Below are 16,526 nucleotides of genomic sequence, written 5' to 3'. Positions count from 1 at the left end.
AAGGCTTATGCCTCGTCGCGGCGGGGTGCCGTGGTGGCGCGCTTGCGCTGGCCCTGGGCACCGGCGCCGCCTTCGCGGCTCTGGCCACCAGCGGCATTGCCGCCGCCGTGGTTGCGGTTGCGCCATTCGCCCTGCTTCTGGCCGGGGCGTCCGTTGCGGTTGCCGCCGGGGCGCTTGGCAATTGCGGTTTCGTGGGCTGCCTGTGCGGCCGGGCCCTGACCCTTGCGGTGCTGCTTCTTCGGTTCGCCGGTTGCCAAGAGATCGTCACCGGCAAACGGGCTCGGAGCCGACCGTTCAGCACGGTGGACGTTGTCGCTGCCACCCTGCGGACGCGGACGGCGCTCGGCATGGCCGTTACCGGCCGGGCGTCCGGCGTTACGGGCACCATTGCCGCCACGGCCACCCTTCGGGCGGGCACGGTCGGCTGGAACTTCGCCGCTGGCAACAGCGATATCGATGTTCATCAGACGCTCTATGTCACGCAGCAGGCGGATTTCGTCCGGTGCGCAGAAAGCGATGGCGATACCGTCGCGGCCGGCGCGGGCCGTACGGCCGATGCGGTGAACGTAGGCATCCGCCACTTCCGGCAGATCGTAGTTGTAGACATGTGTAACGCCGGGAACGTCGATGCCGCGAGCGGCAACGTCGGTAGCGACGAGAACGCGGGTCTGGCCGTCACGGAAGTTCTTCAAGGCACGCTCGCGCTGGCCCTGGCTCTTGTTGCCGTGGATCGAGGCGACGGAGAAGCCGGTGTGTTCGAGATGCTTCATCAGCTTTTCGGCGCCATGCTTGGTGCGCGAGAAGACGAGCGCCAGGCCCTGCGGGTTCTCGGTCAGCGACTTCTTCAGCAGCTCGGTCTTCTGGCTGGCACCCTGCACGAAGTGCACATACTGCTCGACCTTGTCGGCAGCCTTGCCCGGAGGCGTAACTTCGACGCGCTTGGGGTTGCTCAAGTATTCGCTGGAAAGATCGGCAATCGCCTTCGGCATGGTGGCCGAAAACAGCAGCGTCTGGCGGTTCTTCGGAACCAGCTTGGAGATCTTGCGCAGGTCGTGGATGAAGCCGAGGTCGAGCATCTGGTCGGCTTCGTCAAGCACAAGATAACGGGCCTGCGTCAGGGTGACTGCACGGCGTGCGACGAGATCGAGAAGACGGCCCGGGGTGGCGACGAGGATATCGACGCCGCGAGCCAGCTGTTCAGACTGCTTGTTGATCGATGCGCCGCCGACGACGAGGCCGATCTTAAGTGGGGTCTTCTTGACGAAGTCCTTCAGGTTGGCAGCGATCTGGTTCACCAGTTCGCGGGTCGGCGCCAAAACGAGCGCACGGATGTTGCGTGGATCGGGACGCTTGTCGTCCTTCAGCATCTTTTCGATCATCGGCAGGCCGAAAGCGGCGGTCTTGCCGGTGCCGGTCTGGGCGAGACCGATGAGGTCATGGCCTTCCATCACGAGCGGGATGGCTTCGGCCTGGATCGGCGTCGGCGTATCGAACCCAAGGGCTGTGAGGGTCGAAAGCACGTGCTCGGAGAGACCAAGGTCTTTGAAAGTGATCAATGTAGTACCTTTTCGGGGGCGCAAAACGAACAACGCCGGAACTGCACCATGCGGTTCCGGTTTCGCTTCGCGTCAAGAACCCCGCGTGATTTGGGAACTTGTGGGTTGATTAATCTCGTCTAGCGCATGCATTTTGCCACGTTTGGCAAAACATTCTGTGTTGCGCTTATCCTTCGTTACGGATCGGTTGGATCCCGCAGGGCTCGCTCACGCGGCGGCCGGAAGGTGACGCTGGGCCTCATGTCGTTGTTTTGCGGTCAAAAGTCAAGGGATAGTTTTTTGCAGGTGCGAAGAGACCGGTGGATTACGCCATCACGAGCTGGAAATCTCCATCTGCCAGAACGGTCCCGTTGACGACAATTTCCAGCCGGTGGCCGCCCGGATAGTATTGCCTCGTGGTGATCGCGCGCATCGCATGCTGGCGGGCCATCGTGACGGTTTCGCCGGGAGCAAGCACGAGGCTTTTCCATTTGAAGACTTTTGCGGCAAGGCTGCCATTGGCTTTGCGATGATGGACCGCATAGTCGATCATCACCTGCTGCGGGGCGGAACCTTCGTTGACGATGGCAAGGGTGAAGGCGAGGGCATTACCGAAATCCACCTGCGGGGTCTGTATCTTCACAGTCGCTCGGATACCGGAAAGCGCGGCGAAGCCGAAATTCGACAGCGCGGCCGTGTGTCCCTTCTTTAACAGCGTGCGTGAGGCATGCCGCAAAAGCTGCCGCCGCTCGGGGGAGGCCGCTGCAATATGTTCGCCGACGAAGGCTGCGACCAGATCCGGGTGATCCTTGGCGATATCGTTCAGGCTGTTGGCGACGGAGCGGCGGACGTAATCTTCAGGGTCATCCAAAAGTGCGGTGAGGATCGGCAGAATCGGTTGCGGATCGCGCATCAGCGCTGGCAGTCGGATGGCCCAGGGCAGGCGCGGGCGGGTGCCTTCGCTTGCCAGCCGGCGGACATGGTGGTTGCCGTCGGTGGTCCATGTGCCGATCGTTGCCAGCGCACGGTCCTGTTCGGCGAGAATGAACGGCCGGATGCCGAACTCGGCAGTGAAATGCGGAGTCAGTTGTTTCAATAATGCCAAGGACAGATCGAAATGGCCAAGGCCCTTCTGCGCCACGAACTGGCTGACGGGTAAGAGTGTCCAGCCGGTAAGGCCGGGGCGGCCGGATTGCGGTAGGCTTGCCGCGAGAACGGTTGCTGCGTGTTCGAAATCGCCCGGTAAGGTCTCGACAAGCGCGTCACGAATCTGGATGGCGCGCTGCATCAGTTCCAGCCGCGGCATGTCGTGGGTGGCGACATCGACGAACCGTGCCGTGTCGAACCCTGCAGAATGGGCGGCAATATGATCTGCCATTGTCTTGACGAGTGCCGGATGCAAAAGGTTTTTTAGCGGTTCGGCCATGGCATCCATCCAGCGTTTGATTCCCGTGGACCATAGCTGCAGTTCTGCGGGGCCTATAGATCAGGTTTCCGCCGTCGGCGTCATCCGACGGATTTTCCCATGTTTATTTCGGAACCTTCTTTTTTGCCGCCGCGTTGAATCTTCGACGCGCCTTGGTTGAACACGGCGTGTTTTGACGCCCAGTCATCCTGCCGCCGGTGTGGTGACATATGGCCGTCGAGATGAACATTGCTCGAGGAGTGAAGTATGACCACGACATGGATTCTTGCCGCTGACGGAAACCAGGCCCGCCTTTTGAAGGGCGTGAATTTCCTCAAAGATGGACCCCAGAGCCCCGAGCAGGAGATTTTTCAGCTGGATACCAAGCGTGTCCAGGACATTATGGCCGACAAGCCCGGTCGCAGCCATTCCTCCGTCGGACACGGCCGATCTGCGATGGAATATTCCAGCGACCCGGTACGCGAGGAACAACAGAAGTTTACCGCCGATGTTGCCAGAACGATCGATAGCTATGAGCAGGAGGGGGCATTCGACCGTCTGGTCGTGTGCGCCGCACCTCAGACGCTGGGTGATCTTCGCTCGATGCTTTCAACGGCAACGCGGGCCAAGACCACTGCCGAGATCAGCAAGGACTACAGCAACCTTCCGACCGACAAGTTGATTTCATCGGTTCGGGCTGCGATGTCGAACTAATCTGGAGCAGAGGGGCAGGTCTGTGCCTGCCCCTTCCGTTGGACGACGTCAGTTGCACACACGGGTTCTGTACTGATCGCCCCAACGATCCTGGCGCCAGACAATGTGGCAACGGGGATAATAGCCGCCGCCCACATAATATGGACGATAGGCGGGGGCATAGTAAGATGGAGGGGCGTAGTAGCGGGGTTGGCTTAATGCGCCGCCGACGATGGCTCCGCCGACAAGGCCTGTGGCCAGGCCGGGCCAGAAGCGGTCATGGGCGTTGGCCTCAGAGGCGGTGGCAATTGTGGTACCCGCAATTGTCAAGGCAATCAGACCGGTGGAAATTGCTGTTCTCAACGAAAACATGGTCTTGTTCCCTATGTCCGGGCGATGGCCGCCTTCCGGTCATGTCTTGCTCGAACAATGATATTAATGCGCTGAAATGTGGCTTTGTTGCCTTAGATTCTCATTAAATTTTCGTTAGAAATCAGTCGCAACGCCGCCTTCGGCCTTGCGTCGGGCAACGAAGGCGTCAAGCTCTTCCTCAATAGCCGGATCAAGCGGGGGCTTCTCGTATTCGTTGAGCTTTTCCTTGAAGACGCGGTTGGCGTGATCGTAGGTCGTCGGCCGCCCGGCCTCGGTCCAGGTTTCGAAATTGCGCCAGTCCGACAGGATCGGCGAGTAGAATGCCGTCTCATAGCGGGCCAGCGTATGGGCGGTGCCAAAGTAGTGGCCGCCGGGGCCTACATCGCGGACGGCATCGAGGCCAAGCGCGTCCTCGCTGACATCCAGGGGAGTGAGGAATTCTGCCACCATCTGCAGCATATCGACATCGAGGATGAATTTCTCGAAGGACGCCGTTAGTCCACCCTCGCTCCAGCCGGCCGAATGCATGATGAAATTGCCGCCGCCTTGCGTCAGCGCCCAGAGCGACAGCGCCGATTCGTAGGCCGCCTGCGCATCGAGCGTGTTGGAGGCGTTGGTGTTGGACGTACGGTAGGGCACCTTGTAGCGGCGGGCGAGCTGTCCGCCGGCAATGACGGCCTTCATATATTCCGGCGTGCCGAAGGCCGGCGCTCCGGTTTTCATATCCACATTCGAGGTGAAGCCGCCATACATCACTGGCGACCCGCGCCGGACCATTTGGGTAAAGGCAATGCCGGCCAATGCCTCGGCATTCTGCTGCACGACCGCACCGGCGATCGTCACCGGTGCCATGGCGCCCGCCAGCGTAAACGGGGTGACGACGACGACCTGATTGCGCGACGACATTTCAATGATGCCCTGCAGCATCGGCCCGTCGAGGCGCAGCGGCGAGGACGTATTGATGATGGTGAACAGCGACGGCTCGGTTTCCATCTGCTCGGCGGAAATACCACGGCCGATGCGGGCGATCTCAAGCGCGTCGATATTGCGCTGCTGGCCGAGCGAATAGCAGTGGAACACCTTGTCGGTCAGCTTCACCATGTCGGAGAGGCAATCGAGATGGCGCACCGATGCATGGATATCGATCGGCTCGACCGGATAGCCGCCTGTCGTATGGATAATGTCATAGGATTGAGCCAGCTTGACCAGCTTACGGAAATCCTCCTGGTTACCCGCGCGCCGTCCGCCCTCGCGGTCAGCAACAAACGGCGCCGAGGCGATCTGGGCGAACACCAGATTGTTGCCGCCGATCTGCACATTGCGCGCCGGATTGCGTGCATGCATGGTGAAGCCGGATGGCACGGACGCCATCATCTCCATGATCAGGCCGCGATCGAAACGCACGCGGTCGGTGCCGGGTGTCACGTCAGCGCCTGCCGCTTTCATCCGGTCGCGGGCTTCCGGCAGGATCACGTCCATGCCGATCTCTTCCAGGATGGTCAGCGAGGCGTCGTGAACGGCCTGAAGTGCCTCTTCCGAGAGCACGGAAGATTTCGCCATCGTGTTGACGAGATTGAGATATTTCGAACTGCTTACGCCCTTGCGCGAACGATCCGCGCCACGGCCGCCGGCTCGGCGGCGGCGTTCCACCGGCGCTTCGGCGTCGCTTTGGGTGGTCTGCGGAAATTCGTGCTCGCTCATGACTTTTCCATCGGTTTGGACAGAGGGGCATGTTGCAGATTCGATACGCCAAAGGCGCCACCATTTGCGACAGCAAATTTCCCTGAAAGAGAAGGGTGCTTTGAGGGCTGGTTATTCCGCGACGCCGGATGTCGATTTTACGCCGCCGAGCATTTCGCGTTTGCTGCCAAAACCGGGCCTGCGTTCGACTGTAAAACCGGCGGCCTGCAGGTTGCGACGGACGAAACCGGCGGCGGCGTAGGTGGCAAACGTGCCGCCCTCGACGGTGTTTTCATAGGCAAGCCGCATCAGGTCTTCAGACCACATATCCGGATTGCGCTTGGGCGAGAAGCCATCGAGATACCAGGCATCGAATTTTTCCGTAAAACCGCTGATCCCTTCGAAAGCGGTGCCGCAGACCACGGTGAGGCGCAATCCGCCTGCGAAATCGATGTCGATACGGCCCTCCGGATTGTCTGGCCACTGGGCACAGAGCGCCAGCCGTTCTGCCTCGATCTCCGGCCAGCGCGATAGCGCCCGGTCGATTTCGGGCGCACGCATCGGAAACCGTTCGAACGAGACGAAATGCAGGTTTGCTCCCTCGAATGGGGCTGCTTTCCATTGCCGCCATGTCTCGCAGAAATTCAGTCCGGTACCGAAGCCGAGCTCCCCTATCCTGAATGTGCCGGGTCTGCGCCAACGCTCGGGCAGACCGTTGCCTGCGAGAAAGACATGGCCGCATTCCAGCCGACCGTCTTCGCGGCAATAAAAATGGTCGCCAAATTCCTGCGAATAGGGCATATCGCCTTCGTGCCATTCAAGCGTTTGCCGGTCCGGGCTTTGCCCGTCCGGCGTGGGCGTTATGTCCAATTGATCGTGGGTCATGGCGAACCGATAATCTCCACGTTCAAGAAGGTCAATCGATGGTGGATCTGCTGATTGCCGGCGGCGGCATCATGGGCCTCTGGGCGGCCGTCATGGCCGATCGGGCCGGGCTGAAAACCGTTCTCGTCGAGCGCGAGAGGATCGGCGCCGGTGCCAGCGGCGGCGTGCTCGGCGCTTTGATGCCCTATATGCCGGATCGTTGGGACAATAAAAAGCAGTTCCAGTTCGATGCCTTGCTCTCGCTTGAGCAGGAAATTTTGGGCCTGGAAGCGCAAACCGGACTATCCGCCGGTTACCGCCGTTCCGGCCGCCTGATGCCGCTGCCGAAGCCGCATCTGCGCACCATTGCGCTGCGCCACGAGCAGGACGCGCTTATCAATTGGAAGCAGGGCGACCGGCGGTTTTTCTGGCATGTGCAGGATATCCCGGCGGCGGCCGGCTGGCCGGAAAACGAGGCGATGGCCAGCGGCGTTGTATTCGATACCTTGGCTGCCCGCGTTGATCCGCGTCGGTTGCTTGCCCTGTTGGCTACAGCACTTGGCCGGTCACGGCATGTGCGGATCGAGGAAGGCCGCGCGCTTGTGGGGCTTGACCCGGCTGCCGGCAAGGCGACGTTTTCGGACGGGCATTCCGTCTCTTTCGGCGCTTGCATTCTCGCCAACGGCGTCGATACCTTCCGGCATCTGGATGCGCTTGAAGAGAAACCAGCGATGGTGTCCAGCGGCGGTGCGGTCAAAGGGCAGGCGGCCGTGCTGAAGGCCGATCTCGACCCTGCTTTGCCGGTCATCTTCATGGATGGACTCTATGTCGTGCCACATGACAACGGCCTGGTGGCAGTCGGCAGCACCAGTGAAAATAGTTTTGCCGATCCTTCGTCGAACGATCACCTGCTTGACGATCTGCTGGCGCGGGCACGCGCGGTGGTGCCCTTGCTTGCAGAAGCGCCTGTGGTCGAGCGCTGGGCGGGCTTGCGGCCAAAGGCTATCGGCCGCGATCCGATGATCGGCCGTCACCCTGATCATCCCCATCTCTATACCCTGACCGGCGGCTTCAAGATCAGCTTCGGACTGGCGCATCGCTTGGCAACCAGCGTCATCGGCGAAATGGCAGGACAGCGGGACGACGCATTGCCGGACTCGTTTCGCTGCGCCAGCCATTTTTCTCTGCTGCGCACTGAGTGACGCTCTAGTTGCCTGAGATAGTCTGCCGTTCACGCAAAAAAGCCCTGCTCAAATGAACAGGGCTTTTCGCCAACGATTCAGGATGGATTACATCCAGTACGGAGGCACGCCGTAGTAATCATAGACGCGGCGGCCGTTTTCCTTGTTCCAGTCGTATTCGTCGTCGCCATGATATTTTGGCGCACTTTCCACCTGTTCGCGGGTAATGTCAGTGCGATAGCCACCAAGGCTTTCGTCATAGCTAAGCTTTTGCCACGGCAGCGGATAGTGATCTTCGCCGATACCGAGGAAGCCGCCGAAACCGAGCACGGCATAGGAGACACGGCCGCTCCGCTTTTCCAGAATCACACGTTCGATCGAGCCGATGTGTTTTCCGTCCTGGCCATAAACGCGGGTGCCGACCACCTTGTCGCTGGCGATCAGGTCGTGCGTTTCCTTGATACTGGCATCCTGGATAGTGCTGTCCTGGAAGGTCATGTTTCGTCTCCGATTTTTAATGTTACCGCAGACAAAACGAAGCAAAAGCAGGTTGGTTCCGTTCAAAAACCGGCATTTGAGTGCAGGATTCCGTTTTGATCGAGCAGACGGTGAGGCAAGCACGATCCATCGCCGCATTCGTCATTGTGTCATGCAAATCACTTAACCCGGCTTCAGAACGAGTTTCAACGGAGCGGGGCCGATGCGGTACGCTATCTATTTTACACCGTCGATCTACGACCCCCTGTCGGTTGCTGCGGCAAGCTGGCTTGGGCGCAACGTCTATTCCGGCGAAGCCCCGGAGGCGCCCTCCATCACCGGCTTCAGCCGCCAGGAACTGGCTTTTCACACGGCTGTGCCACGCCGTTACGGATTTCATGGAACGATCAAGGCGCCGTTTCGCCTGCATGACGAAACCAATGAGCCGGCGCTGCTGAAGGCGCTGATGCATTTCGCCAGCACGATGACCCCGTTCGAAATTCCGCGGATGGAAATCGGGCGGCTCGGCGAGTTCTTCGGCCTTGCACCTTCGGTTCCCTGCGAGCAGATGAACCATCTTGCGGCTTCCGTCGTTCAGGCGTTTGATGAATTCCGGGCGTCGTTGAGCGATGCCGAGATCGAGCGCCGGGATCCGGACCGGCTGACGGCGCCGCAGTTTTCCAATCTTCACCGCTGGGGCTACCCCTATGTTATGGAGGAATTCCGTTTCCACATGATGTTGACGGGTCCGGTGAACGCCAATCTTAACGCACGGTTCGAGACCGCCTTGCGCGATTTCTTCGAGCCGGTGATCGCCGATCCGCTGAAGATTTCCAGCCTTGCCTTGTTCATCGAGCCCGAGCCAGGCGCGCCGTTGCGCGTGCATTCGCAGCACCCGCTTGGCAAGCTCTCGGCGCACCGGCCAGTCGCTGCTGGCGCAAAGGCCAGCGTCTCTGCGTTGATCACTGTGCCGCGCATCTGCGAATCGAAAGCGGCTGTCGCAGCCCGTCTGCTGCAGGCGAACTGCTGAGCGGCGGATGCCGTTTTGACTGTTGACGGTTAGCGCTGTTCAAGCTTTGGACAGAGCATCGCCGATCACCATTTTGACTTCGATTTTCCGCCCCCGGATGCTACCGTCCCGGCAAATTCGAAGGGTGATTTCATGACAGACCAATCCTATCCACGCGATCTCATCGGCTATGGCCGCAATCCGCCGCAGGTCCGCTGGCCGGGCGATGCGCGTATCGCCGTGCAATTCGTGGTCAACTACGAAGAGGGTGGCGAGAACTGCATTCTCGACAGCGACAAGGCATCCGAATCGCTGCTGTCGGAAATTGTCGGCGCTCAGCCCTGGGCCGGGCAGCGCAATCTCAACATGGAATCGATTTACGAATATGGATCGCGTGCCGGTTTCTGGCGGCTATGGCGGATGTTTACCAGCCGCAATGTCGATGTCACCGTCTATGGCGTGACGCTGGCCATGGCGCGCAATCCGGAAGCGGTCGCCGCTATGAAGGAAGCCGGCTGGGAAATCGCCAGCCACGGTTATCGCTGGCTGGAATACAAGGATTTTTCCGAAGAAGAAGAGCGCAAGCATATCCGCGATGCCGTGCGTCTGCACACCGAACTGACGGGCTCGCATCCGCTTGGCATGTACCAAGGCAAGCCTTCGGACAACACGCTGAAGTTGGTGATCGAGGAGGGCGGCTTTGTCTATTCCTCCGACAGCTATGCCGACGAACTGCCCTATTGGGTGCCGGGTTTGACCAAGGACAAGCCGCACCTGATCATCCCCTACACACTCGATGCCAACGATATGCGCTTTGCAACGCCGCAAGGGTTCAATTCCGGCGACCAGTTCTTTGCCTATCTGAAAGACACGTTCGACGTGCTCTATGCCGAAGGCAAGGACGGTAGCCCGAAGATGATGAATGTCGGCCTGCATTGCCGCCTCGTCGGCCGCCCCGGCCGGGCTGCGGCGCTCGCCCGTTTCCTTGATTATGTTCTCAGCCACGAAAAGGTCTGGACGCCGAAGCGCATCGATATCGCCCGGCACTGGCAGGAACACCACAAGCTGGAGGGGGCTCTGTGATGCTGGCGCGGGATGAGTTTGTCGCGCGGTTTGGCGGGATCTTCGAGCATTCGCCCTGGGTGGCGGAGCGGGCTTTTGACGCGACCCCGGATATTTCGCTGACGTCTGATGGTGTGCATGAGGCGCTTGTTGCGCCTTTCCGTGCAGCCTCGCATGCTGAACGCCTGGCTGTCCTCCGGGCTCATCCGGATCTTGCCGGTAAACTGGCGATTGCCGGTGGACTGACGGAGGATTCCAAGGCGGAGCAGGCAGGCGCCGGGCTCGACCGCCTGAGTGCTACCGAACATGCACGGTTCACGGGGCTGAATACCGCCTATACGGACAAGTTCGGTTTTCCGTTTATCATCGCGGTCAAGGGGCTAGACAAGGACGATATTCTCTCCGCCTTCGAAAGGCGGATTGACAATAGCCTGGAAGAGGAATTTGAAACGGCTTCTGCGCAGGTCGAAAAGATTGCGCTGTTGCGTTTGCGTTCACTGCTTCCGGGAGAAGACAATGCCTGAGACGACACCGCCATGCCATTTCACGGCGGGACTGACGATCTGATGCCACAGTTCCTGACGATCGAGCCGCTGACGCAAGCGGCATTCGCGCCTTTCGGCACTGTTATTGAAGCTGATCCGGAAACCATGCGGTTGATCAACGGTGGCTCCACCGAGCGGTTTCATGCACTCGGCCGAGCCGATGTGAGCGGTGAAGACGCCCGCGTCATCATCAACATCTTTCGCGGCCAGCCGCGCAGCTTTCCCTACAACGTGACAATGATGGAACGCCATCCGCTGGGCTCGCAGAGCTTTTCGCCGCTCGGTGGCGGTTCCTGGCTTGCCGTCGTTGCCTCCGATGAAGACGGAAAGCCGGGATTACCGCGCGTGTTTCTGGCGACTGGCGCACAGGGCGTCAACTATGGCCGCAATGTCTGGCACCATCCGTTGATGGCGGTCGGTGCGGTCAGCGATTTCCTGGTTGTCGATCGCGACGGTCCGGGCAACAATCTGGAAGAGGTTTTCTACGACGAGCCCTTCGTCATCGCCAATCCCTTCTGACGCACGAGGTTTCCATGAACACGTCCGGCCGCCTGACCACCCATGTCCTTGATACCGCGCTGGGCAAGCCCGCCAAGGGCTTGAGGATCGACCTGTTTTTGATCGAGGGTGAGGGGCGCCACCTGCTGCGCACGGTCGAAACCAACAGTGACGGCCGCGTCGATGGGCCGATGCTGGAAGGCGAAGTCTTTGCCGTCGGCACTTACGAACTGCTTTTCCACGCGGGTGATTATCTGAGGGGAACCGGCGCTGCCCTGGCGGAGCCGGCTTTCCTCGATCTCATCCCCTTGCGCTTCGGCATCGCCGACGCGGGCAGCCACTACCATGTGCCGCTGCTGCTCTCGCCGTTCAGCTACTCGACCTATCGGGGCAGCTGACCGTTATTCGGCAATCACATCCCGGTTGATATCGCGAATATCCCGTTTGCCGCACAGCGCCATGGTGATGTCGAGTTCCTTGCGGATGATGTCGAGCGTGGTGGTCACACCAGCCTTGCCAGCGGCGCCGAGGCCGTAGAGGAACGGGCGGCCGATATAGGTGCCCTGGGCGCCGAGTGCCACAGCCTTGAGCACGTCCTGGCCGGAGCGGATGCCGCCATCGACATGGACCTCGATCTGGTGGCCGACGGCATCGACGATTTTCGGCAGCATGCTGATCGACGAGGGTGCGCCGTCAAGCTGGCGACCGCCGTGATTGGAAACGATGATCGCATCAGCGCCGGTGCGCGCCGCCATCTTGGCGTCCTCGACATCGAGAATGCCCTTCAGGATCAGCGGGCCGCCCCACATCTTCTTGATCTCCTCGACATTTTCCCACGACAGTTGCGGATCGAACTGTTCGGCTGTCCACGACGACAGAGAGGAGAGATCGGAAACGTTCTTGGCATGGCCGACAATGTTGCCGAAGCTGCGGCGCTTGGTCCCCAGCATCTGCATGCACCACAGCGGCCGGGTCGCCATCTGCCAGATATGCTTTGGCGTGAATTTTGGCGGGGCAGACAGGCCGTTGCGCAGGTCCTTGTGGCGCTGGCCGAGGATCTGGAGGTCGAGCGTCAACACCAGTGCCGAGCACTTGGCTGCCTTGGCGCGGTCAATCAGGTTTTTGACGAATTCCCGGTCGCGCATGACATAGAGCTGGAACCAGAACGGCTTGCTCGTCACCGAGGCAACGTCCTCGATCGAGCAGATGCTCATGGTCGAGAGCGTGAAGGGAACGCCGAATTCCTCGGCCGCCTTTGCCGCCAGCATCTCGCCATCGGCGTGCTGCATGCCGGTCAGGCCGGTCGGAGACAGCGCCACCGGCATCGAGACCTTCTGACCGATCATCGTGCTTTCCAGCGAGCGGTTGGTCATATCGACCAAAACCCGCTGGCGCAGCTTCACCTTGCGAAAATCCTCTTCGTTGGCGCGGTAGGTACCTTCGGTCCAGGCGCCGCTATCGGCATAATCGAAGAACATTTTTGGCACGCGGCGCTTGGCGAGGGCCTTCAGGTCGCTGATTTCGAGGATTTTGGACATGGCGCAGGGTTCCAACTCAAGAGATGGCCCGGCAATACCATGTTTCCAGAACCGTTGTTAAGAGTGGAATCGGAAAGAGGTAAAATATTTTTACCTCTTTCGAGCGCGGCGATCGATGTCGTTTACTGTCGGCTTCTCCCGAAATATGGTCTGCTCAAAGAGGAAACTGTATTCTGCGGAATGGGATTTCGGATGAGAGCCAGCTTGAGACAGAAAATCATCGAGGTCTGTGATCGCAAGATCGCGGAAAAAGGCCCTGGTGTCGGGTTATCCTTCTACGCGTTCTTCGCCAACAGGAATGATGATCCGGAGTTGCTGATGGAGGCGGCCGAATGGTGGATCCGGACGCACAGGCTCGATCACTTCGAAAAAGCAATCAAGATCAAGGCCATGGTGGAGGAGATGGCTTAGACGGCCAACCCCGCCTTTGCGGCTATACCCGCCACATAGGTCTCGACGATTGCCCGGTCATCGCCCATGGTCTGCAGCAGGAATAGCTCGTCGGTGAGTGAGGTCACGACCTCTGCCTTCAATGACATGGCCGGGGTTGCCGCCATGTTCAGAACGATGAAGTCGGCGTCGCTGCCAGTGTCAAGCGTGCCGATCCTGTCTTCGAGGGATAGCGCCCGCGCGTTGCCGAGCGTCATGAAATAATAGCTTTCCAGAGGGTTCAGCCGCTCGCCCAGCAATTGCTGGATCTTGTAGGCCTCGTCCATGGTGCGCAGCATCGAATAGCTGGTGCCGCCGCCGATATCAGTGGCGAAGGAGACGCGCACGGGCTTTTCTCTGGTCATCAACCGCCGGAGCGGAAACAGGCCGGAGCCGAGGAAAAGGTTGGAAGTCGGGCAGTGAACGGCGATCGCGCCGGTCTCGCTCATCGCGTCCATCTCACGATCGGACAGATGGATCGCGTGGCCGAACAGGGTCTTTGGCCCGAGCAGGCCGTAGCGGGCATAGACATCGGTATAGTCGATGGCGTCCGGGTAGAGTGCACAGGTGAAATCGATCTCGTCGCGGTTTTCCGAGAGATGGGTCTGCACATGCAGGTCGGGAAATTCACGTACCAGAGCTTCCGCAGCCGACATCTGTTCCGGTGTCGAGGTGATGGCAAAGCGCGGGGTGATGGCAACGTGATTGCGGCCCTTGCCGTGCCATTGTTCGATGACGGCGCGGGTCTCGTCATAGCCCATTTCAGGCGTATCGAGCAGGCCCTGCGGTGCGTTGCGGTCCATCATCACCTTGCCGGCAATCATGCGCATGTTGCGGTTCAGCGCTTCGGCGAAAAAGGCGTCGGCGGAGGCCTTGTGTACCGTGCAATAGGCAACCGCCGTCGTCGTGCCGTGGCGGACCATTTCATCAAAGAATTTTCCGGCAATGCGCTTCGCATGCGCCGTTTCCACGAAGCGGCATTCCTCCGGGAACGTATAGGTGTTCAACCATTCCAAAAGGTTGGCGGCATAGGAGCCGATCACCTGCATCTGCGGGAAATGCAGGTGCGTATCGATGAAGCCAGGCAGGATCAGATGCGGGCGATGGTCAATTTCGACGACGTCGTCTGCTGCCTGTGCCTTGACGGCATCATAGCTGCCGCTGGCAAGGATCAGACCGTCGTCGACCAGCAGGGCACCGTCGGCCTCGTAGCTATAGGCGCCGGTGTCATCGAGGCTCAAGGGGGCGCGGTTGAAACTCAGGGTGCGTCCGCGAATGAGGGTAGCGGTCATTCTGTCTTGCCTTCCGAAACCGCGCTTTCGAACCATGCGGTCAAAAGCTTGCGTTCGTCGTTTGTCATGTCGGTAATGTTGCCGGGCGGCATCGCATGGCTGCGGCCAGCCTGGATATAGATTTCGCGGGCGTGGGAAGCAATCTCCGCATCGTTTTCCAGCACCACGTCCTTCGGCGGCCGGTTGATGCCTTCATAGACCGGCTCGGCGGAATGGCACATTGAGCAGCGCGTCGAAATCGCGTCTTTCACAGCCGGAAAATGCGCGTTGGCGGCAAATTGCTGGAAAGCCGGCGCGACTTCGGCCTTGTCCTCGCCGGTCAGCACCTTCGGCACGGTTGAAAGCCACATGATGACGATGAAAATGATCAGGGTGACGATCCAGGTCCAGGTCGGACGTCCTTTTCTGGCATGGGTGGTGTTGAACCAGTGCCGGATGGTGACGCCCATCAGGAAGACCAGTGCTGCGATCACCCAGTTATAGGCGGTAGCGAAGGCAAGCGGATAATGGTTCGACAGCATGAAGAAGATGACGGGCAGGGTCAGGTAGTTGTTGTGCAGCGAGCGCTGTTTGGCGATGACGCCGTATTTCGGATCCGGCGTGCGTCCGGCAATCAGGTCGGCAACGACGACGCGCTGGTTCGGCATGATGATGAAGAACACGTTGGCCGACATGATCGTCGCGGTAAACGCGCCGAGATGCAGGAAGGCGGCGCGGCCGGTAAAGACCTGCGTATAGCCCCAGGCCATCACCACCAATGCGACATAGAGAATGCCCATCAGCGTCCAGGTGTTCTTGCCGAGCGGCGATTTGCACAGAAGGTCATAGAAGATCCAGCCGATCGCAAGCGAGCCGATCGAGATCGCAATCGCCGTGGTCGAGGAGATATCCAGCACATGCCGGTCGATCAGGAAGAGATCGGCGCCGCCATAATAGACCAGACAGAGCATTGCAAAGCCGGAGAGCCAGGTCGCGTAGCTCTCCCATTTGAACCAGGTCAGGTGCTCCGGCATGGTCGCCGGTGCGACCAGGTATTTCTGGATATGATAGAAGCCGCCGCCATGCACCTGCCACTCCTCGCCATAGGCGCCGACCGGCAGATGGTCACGCTTTACAAGGCCGAGATCGAGCGCGATGAAATAGAAGGACGAGCCGATCCAGGCGATCGCCGTGATCACATGCAGCCAGCGAACGGCAAAAGCCAGCCATTCCCAGGCGATAGCGAATTCATACATACAGGTCCCTTCCATGCTTCTTGCTTTGCTACTGTGCGAAAAAACGGCGGTAGGGGAAAGGGGCAAACGTGATGTCTTTATCGTCCTGCGAGGATTGCGATGATTTCCTTCGTCTTCACACCCTGCCGGGTTTTCTCGAAGGTGGAATGAGACAAGCGCCCATTTGCAAGGGCGGCGGTCAGGCGCTGACAACCGACGTCAAGCGCCTTTGAGCGCGAGGTGTGCGTGTAGGTTGCCATCTCCGCAATATTGGCAGGATTTCCAAGTTTTTTGCGGCAAATTTGCATGACGTCTTCCCGCAAGGAGGCATCCTTTTTCAATTCTTTCTGCATTGCCCTATAGGTCTTGGCGTCCGTCGGTTTCGACTTTGCAGTTGGAGTGATTGTCAGGACATAGTCGCGGTAGGGTTTGGGGTTGGGCACAAGCGTGTTGAACTGACGCCGCGCTTCGTTGGCCAGGGCGCGGTCACGCTTGTGGTCTCCCGACGATGTACCGAGCAAAACGTCCGCCAGCTTGCCGGTAGGCCCCGTTTGAAGATGGACGACGGTTCCTCCGTTGCATGAGGAAAGCGCAAGCATCGTGAAAAGGCAGACAATAAAAATTTTCAGCATGAACGGTTCCCCCTCGAATGCGCGCACCTTTGAGCGAAGCGTGGCAAAAAAGAAAGTACTCCCTATGCGTGTTTTACGCATTTCGAGCGGAATCTTTCTG

At 59.6% G+C, this 16,526-nt stretch carries 18 protein-coding genes; 8 read left to right on the top strand and 10 right to left on the bottom strand.

Annotated features, from left to right (window positions below; all coding sequences use genetic code 11):
* Positions 1-5: 5 nt before the first annotated feature.
* Positions 6-1,556 (bottom strand): DEAD/DEAH box helicase, encoded by a 1,551-nt coding sequence (locus tag ACQY8Q_RS06095; protein ID WP_428425743.1) that lies wholly within the window; start codon positions 1,554-1,556, stop codon positions 6-8.
* A 304-nt stretch (positions 1,557-1,860) separates the two neighbouring features.
* Positions 1,861-2,961, bottom strand: a complete 1,101-nt coding sequence (locus ACQY8Q_RS06090; RefSeq protein WP_428425741.1) for a DNA alkylation repair protein — start codon at positions 2,959-2,961, stop codon at positions 1,861-1,863.
* 246 nt (positions 2,962-3,207) lie between these two features.
* Between ACQY8Q_RS06090 and ACQY8Q_RS06085 the strand changes: the two genes are divergently transcribed.
* A complete protein-coding gene (locus ACQY8Q_RS06085; RefSeq protein WP_428425739.1) occupies positions 3,208-3,654 on the top strand; it encodes a host attachment protein in 447 nt (148 codons plus the stop codon).
* Positions 3,655-3,702: 48 nt separating this feature from the next.
* Here ACQY8Q_RS06085 and ACQY8Q_RS06080 read toward each other — a convergent pair whose 3' ends face one another.
* From ACQY8Q_RS06080 to mnmD, 3 genes are all read right to left on the bottom strand, one after another.
* Entirely contained in the window at positions 3,703-4,005 is a 303-nt protein-coding gene (locus ACQY8Q_RS06080) for a hypothetical protein (protein WP_428425737.1), read from the bottom strand.
* 114 nt (positions 4,006-4,119) lie between these two features.
* A complete protein-coding gene (locus ACQY8Q_RS06075; RefSeq protein WP_428425735.1) occupies positions 4,120-5,706 on the bottom strand; it encodes a trimethylamine methyltransferase family protein in 1,587 nt (528 codons plus the stop codon).
* Positions 5,707-5,817: 111 nt separating this feature from the next.
* Entirely contained in the window at positions 5,818-6,549 is a 732-nt protein-coding gene (mnmD, locus tag ACQY8Q_RS06070; protein WP_428429683.1) for a tRNA (5-methylaminomethyl-2-thiouridine)(34)-methyltransferase MnmD, read from the bottom strand.
* 59 nt (positions 6,550-6,608) lie between these two features.
* Between mnmD and ACQY8Q_RS06065 the strand changes: the two genes are divergently transcribed.
* Positions 6,609-7,751, top strand: coding sequence for an NAD(P)/FAD-dependent oxidoreductase (locus ACQY8Q_RS06065; protein ID WP_428425733.1), 1,143 nt, complete (start codon positions 6,609-6,611; stop codon positions 7,749-7,751).
* Positions 7,752-7,838: 87 nt separating this feature from the next.
* Here ACQY8Q_RS06065 and ACQY8Q_RS06060 read toward each other — a convergent pair whose 3' ends face one another.
* Positions 7,839-8,228 carry a PRC-barrel domain-containing protein gene (locus ACQY8Q_RS06060; protein WP_428425731.1) on the bottom strand — a complete coding sequence of 130 codons (390 nt, stop codon included), beginning with the start codon at positions 8,226-8,228 and terminating at the stop codon, positions 7,839-7,841.
* A 202-nt stretch (positions 8,229-8,430) separates the two neighbouring features.
* On the opposite strand from ACQY8Q_RS06060, the gene ACQY8Q_RS06055 reads away from it, so the two are divergent.
* The 5 genes from ACQY8Q_RS06055 (at position 8,431) to uraH (ending at position 11,719) form a co-directional block, all read left to right on the top strand.
* The gene (locus tag ACQY8Q_RS06055; RefSeq protein WP_428425729.1) at positions 8,431-9,237 is read left to right on the top strand and encodes a DUF1045 domain-containing protein; all 807 of its coding nucleotides are present in this window, start codon (positions 8,431-8,433) and stop codon (positions 9,235-9,237) included.
* A gap of 132 nt (positions 9,238-9,369) precedes the next feature.
* On the top strand, positions 9,370-10,299 hold the full coding sequence (gene puuE, locus ACQY8Q_RS06050) for an allantoinase PuuE (RefSeq protein ID WP_428425727.1): 930 nt from the start codon (positions 9,370-9,372) through the stop codon (positions 10,297-10,299).
* Positions 10,299-10,802, top strand: a complete 504-nt coding sequence (uraD, locus tag ACQY8Q_RS06045; RefSeq protein ID WP_428425725.1) for a 2-oxo-4-hydroxy-4-carboxy-5-ureidoimidazoline decarboxylase — start codon at positions 10,299-10,301, stop codon at positions 10,800-10,802. The genes puuE and uraD overlap by 1 nt, the downstream gene beginning before the upstream one ends.
* A gap of 42 nt (positions 10,803-10,844) precedes the next feature.
* Positions 10,845-11,342, top strand: coding sequence for an ureidoglycolate lyase (locus ACQY8Q_RS06040; RefSeq protein WP_428429682.1), 498 nt, complete (start codon positions 10,845-10,847; stop codon positions 11,340-11,342).
* Between the two features lie 14 nt (positions 11,343-11,356).
* On the top strand, positions 11,357-11,719 hold the full coding sequence (gene uraH, locus ACQY8Q_RS06035) for a hydroxyisourate hydrolase (protein WP_428425723.1): 363 nt from the start codon (positions 11,357-11,359) through the stop codon (positions 11,717-11,719).
* A 3-nt stretch (positions 11,720-11,722) separates the two neighbouring features.
* Here uraH and ACQY8Q_RS06030 read toward each other — a convergent pair whose 3' ends face one another.
* Entirely contained in the window at positions 11,723-12,859 is a 1,137-nt protein-coding gene (locus ACQY8Q_RS06030; protein ID WP_428425721.1) for an alpha-hydroxy acid oxidase, read from the bottom strand.
* 192 nt (positions 12,860-13,051) lie between these two features.
* Here ACQY8Q_RS06030 and ACQY8Q_RS06025 point away from each other — a divergent pair, with 192 nt between their 5' ends.
* On the top strand, positions 13,052-13,270 hold the full coding sequence (locus tag ACQY8Q_RS06025; protein WP_428429681.1) for a DUF6500 family protein: 219 nt from the start codon (positions 13,052-13,054) through the stop codon (positions 13,268-13,270).
* On the opposite strand, the gene guaD is transcribed toward ACQY8Q_RS06025, so the two are convergent.
* From guaD to ACQY8Q_RS06010, 3 genes are all read right to left on the bottom strand, one after another.
* Positions 13,267-14,580: a guanine deaminase gene (gene guaD, locus ACQY8Q_RS06020; protein WP_428425719.1), complete on the bottom strand. Its 1,314-nt coding sequence runs from the start codon at positions 14,578-14,580 to the stop codon at positions 13,267-13,269. The genes ACQY8Q_RS06025 and guaD overlap by 4 nt on opposite strands.
* Positions 14,577-15,815, bottom strand: a complete 1,239-nt coding sequence (puuD, locus tag ACQY8Q_RS06015; RefSeq protein ID WP_428425717.1) for a urate hydroxylase PuuD — start codon at positions 15,813-15,815, stop codon at positions 14,577-14,579. Before puuD ends, guaD begins: the two co-directional genes overlap by 4 nt.
* Before the next feature lie 77 nt (positions 15,816-15,892).
* Positions 15,893-16,426: a hypothetical protein gene (locus tag ACQY8Q_RS06010; RefSeq protein WP_428425715.1), complete on the bottom strand. Its 534-nt coding sequence runs from the start codon at positions 16,424-16,426 to the stop codon at positions 15,893-15,895.
* Between the last annotated feature and the right edge of the window lie 100 nt (positions 16,427-16,526).

It is taken from the genome of Pararhizobium sp., assembly GCF_965279435.1.
Taxonomy (GTDB): Bacteria; Pseudomonadota; Alphaproteobacteria; order Rhizobiales; family Rhizobiaceae; genus Pararhizobium.
Note: the sequence above shows the minus strand (reverse complement) of the source record. Positions and strands in the feature narration are given on the sequence as shown.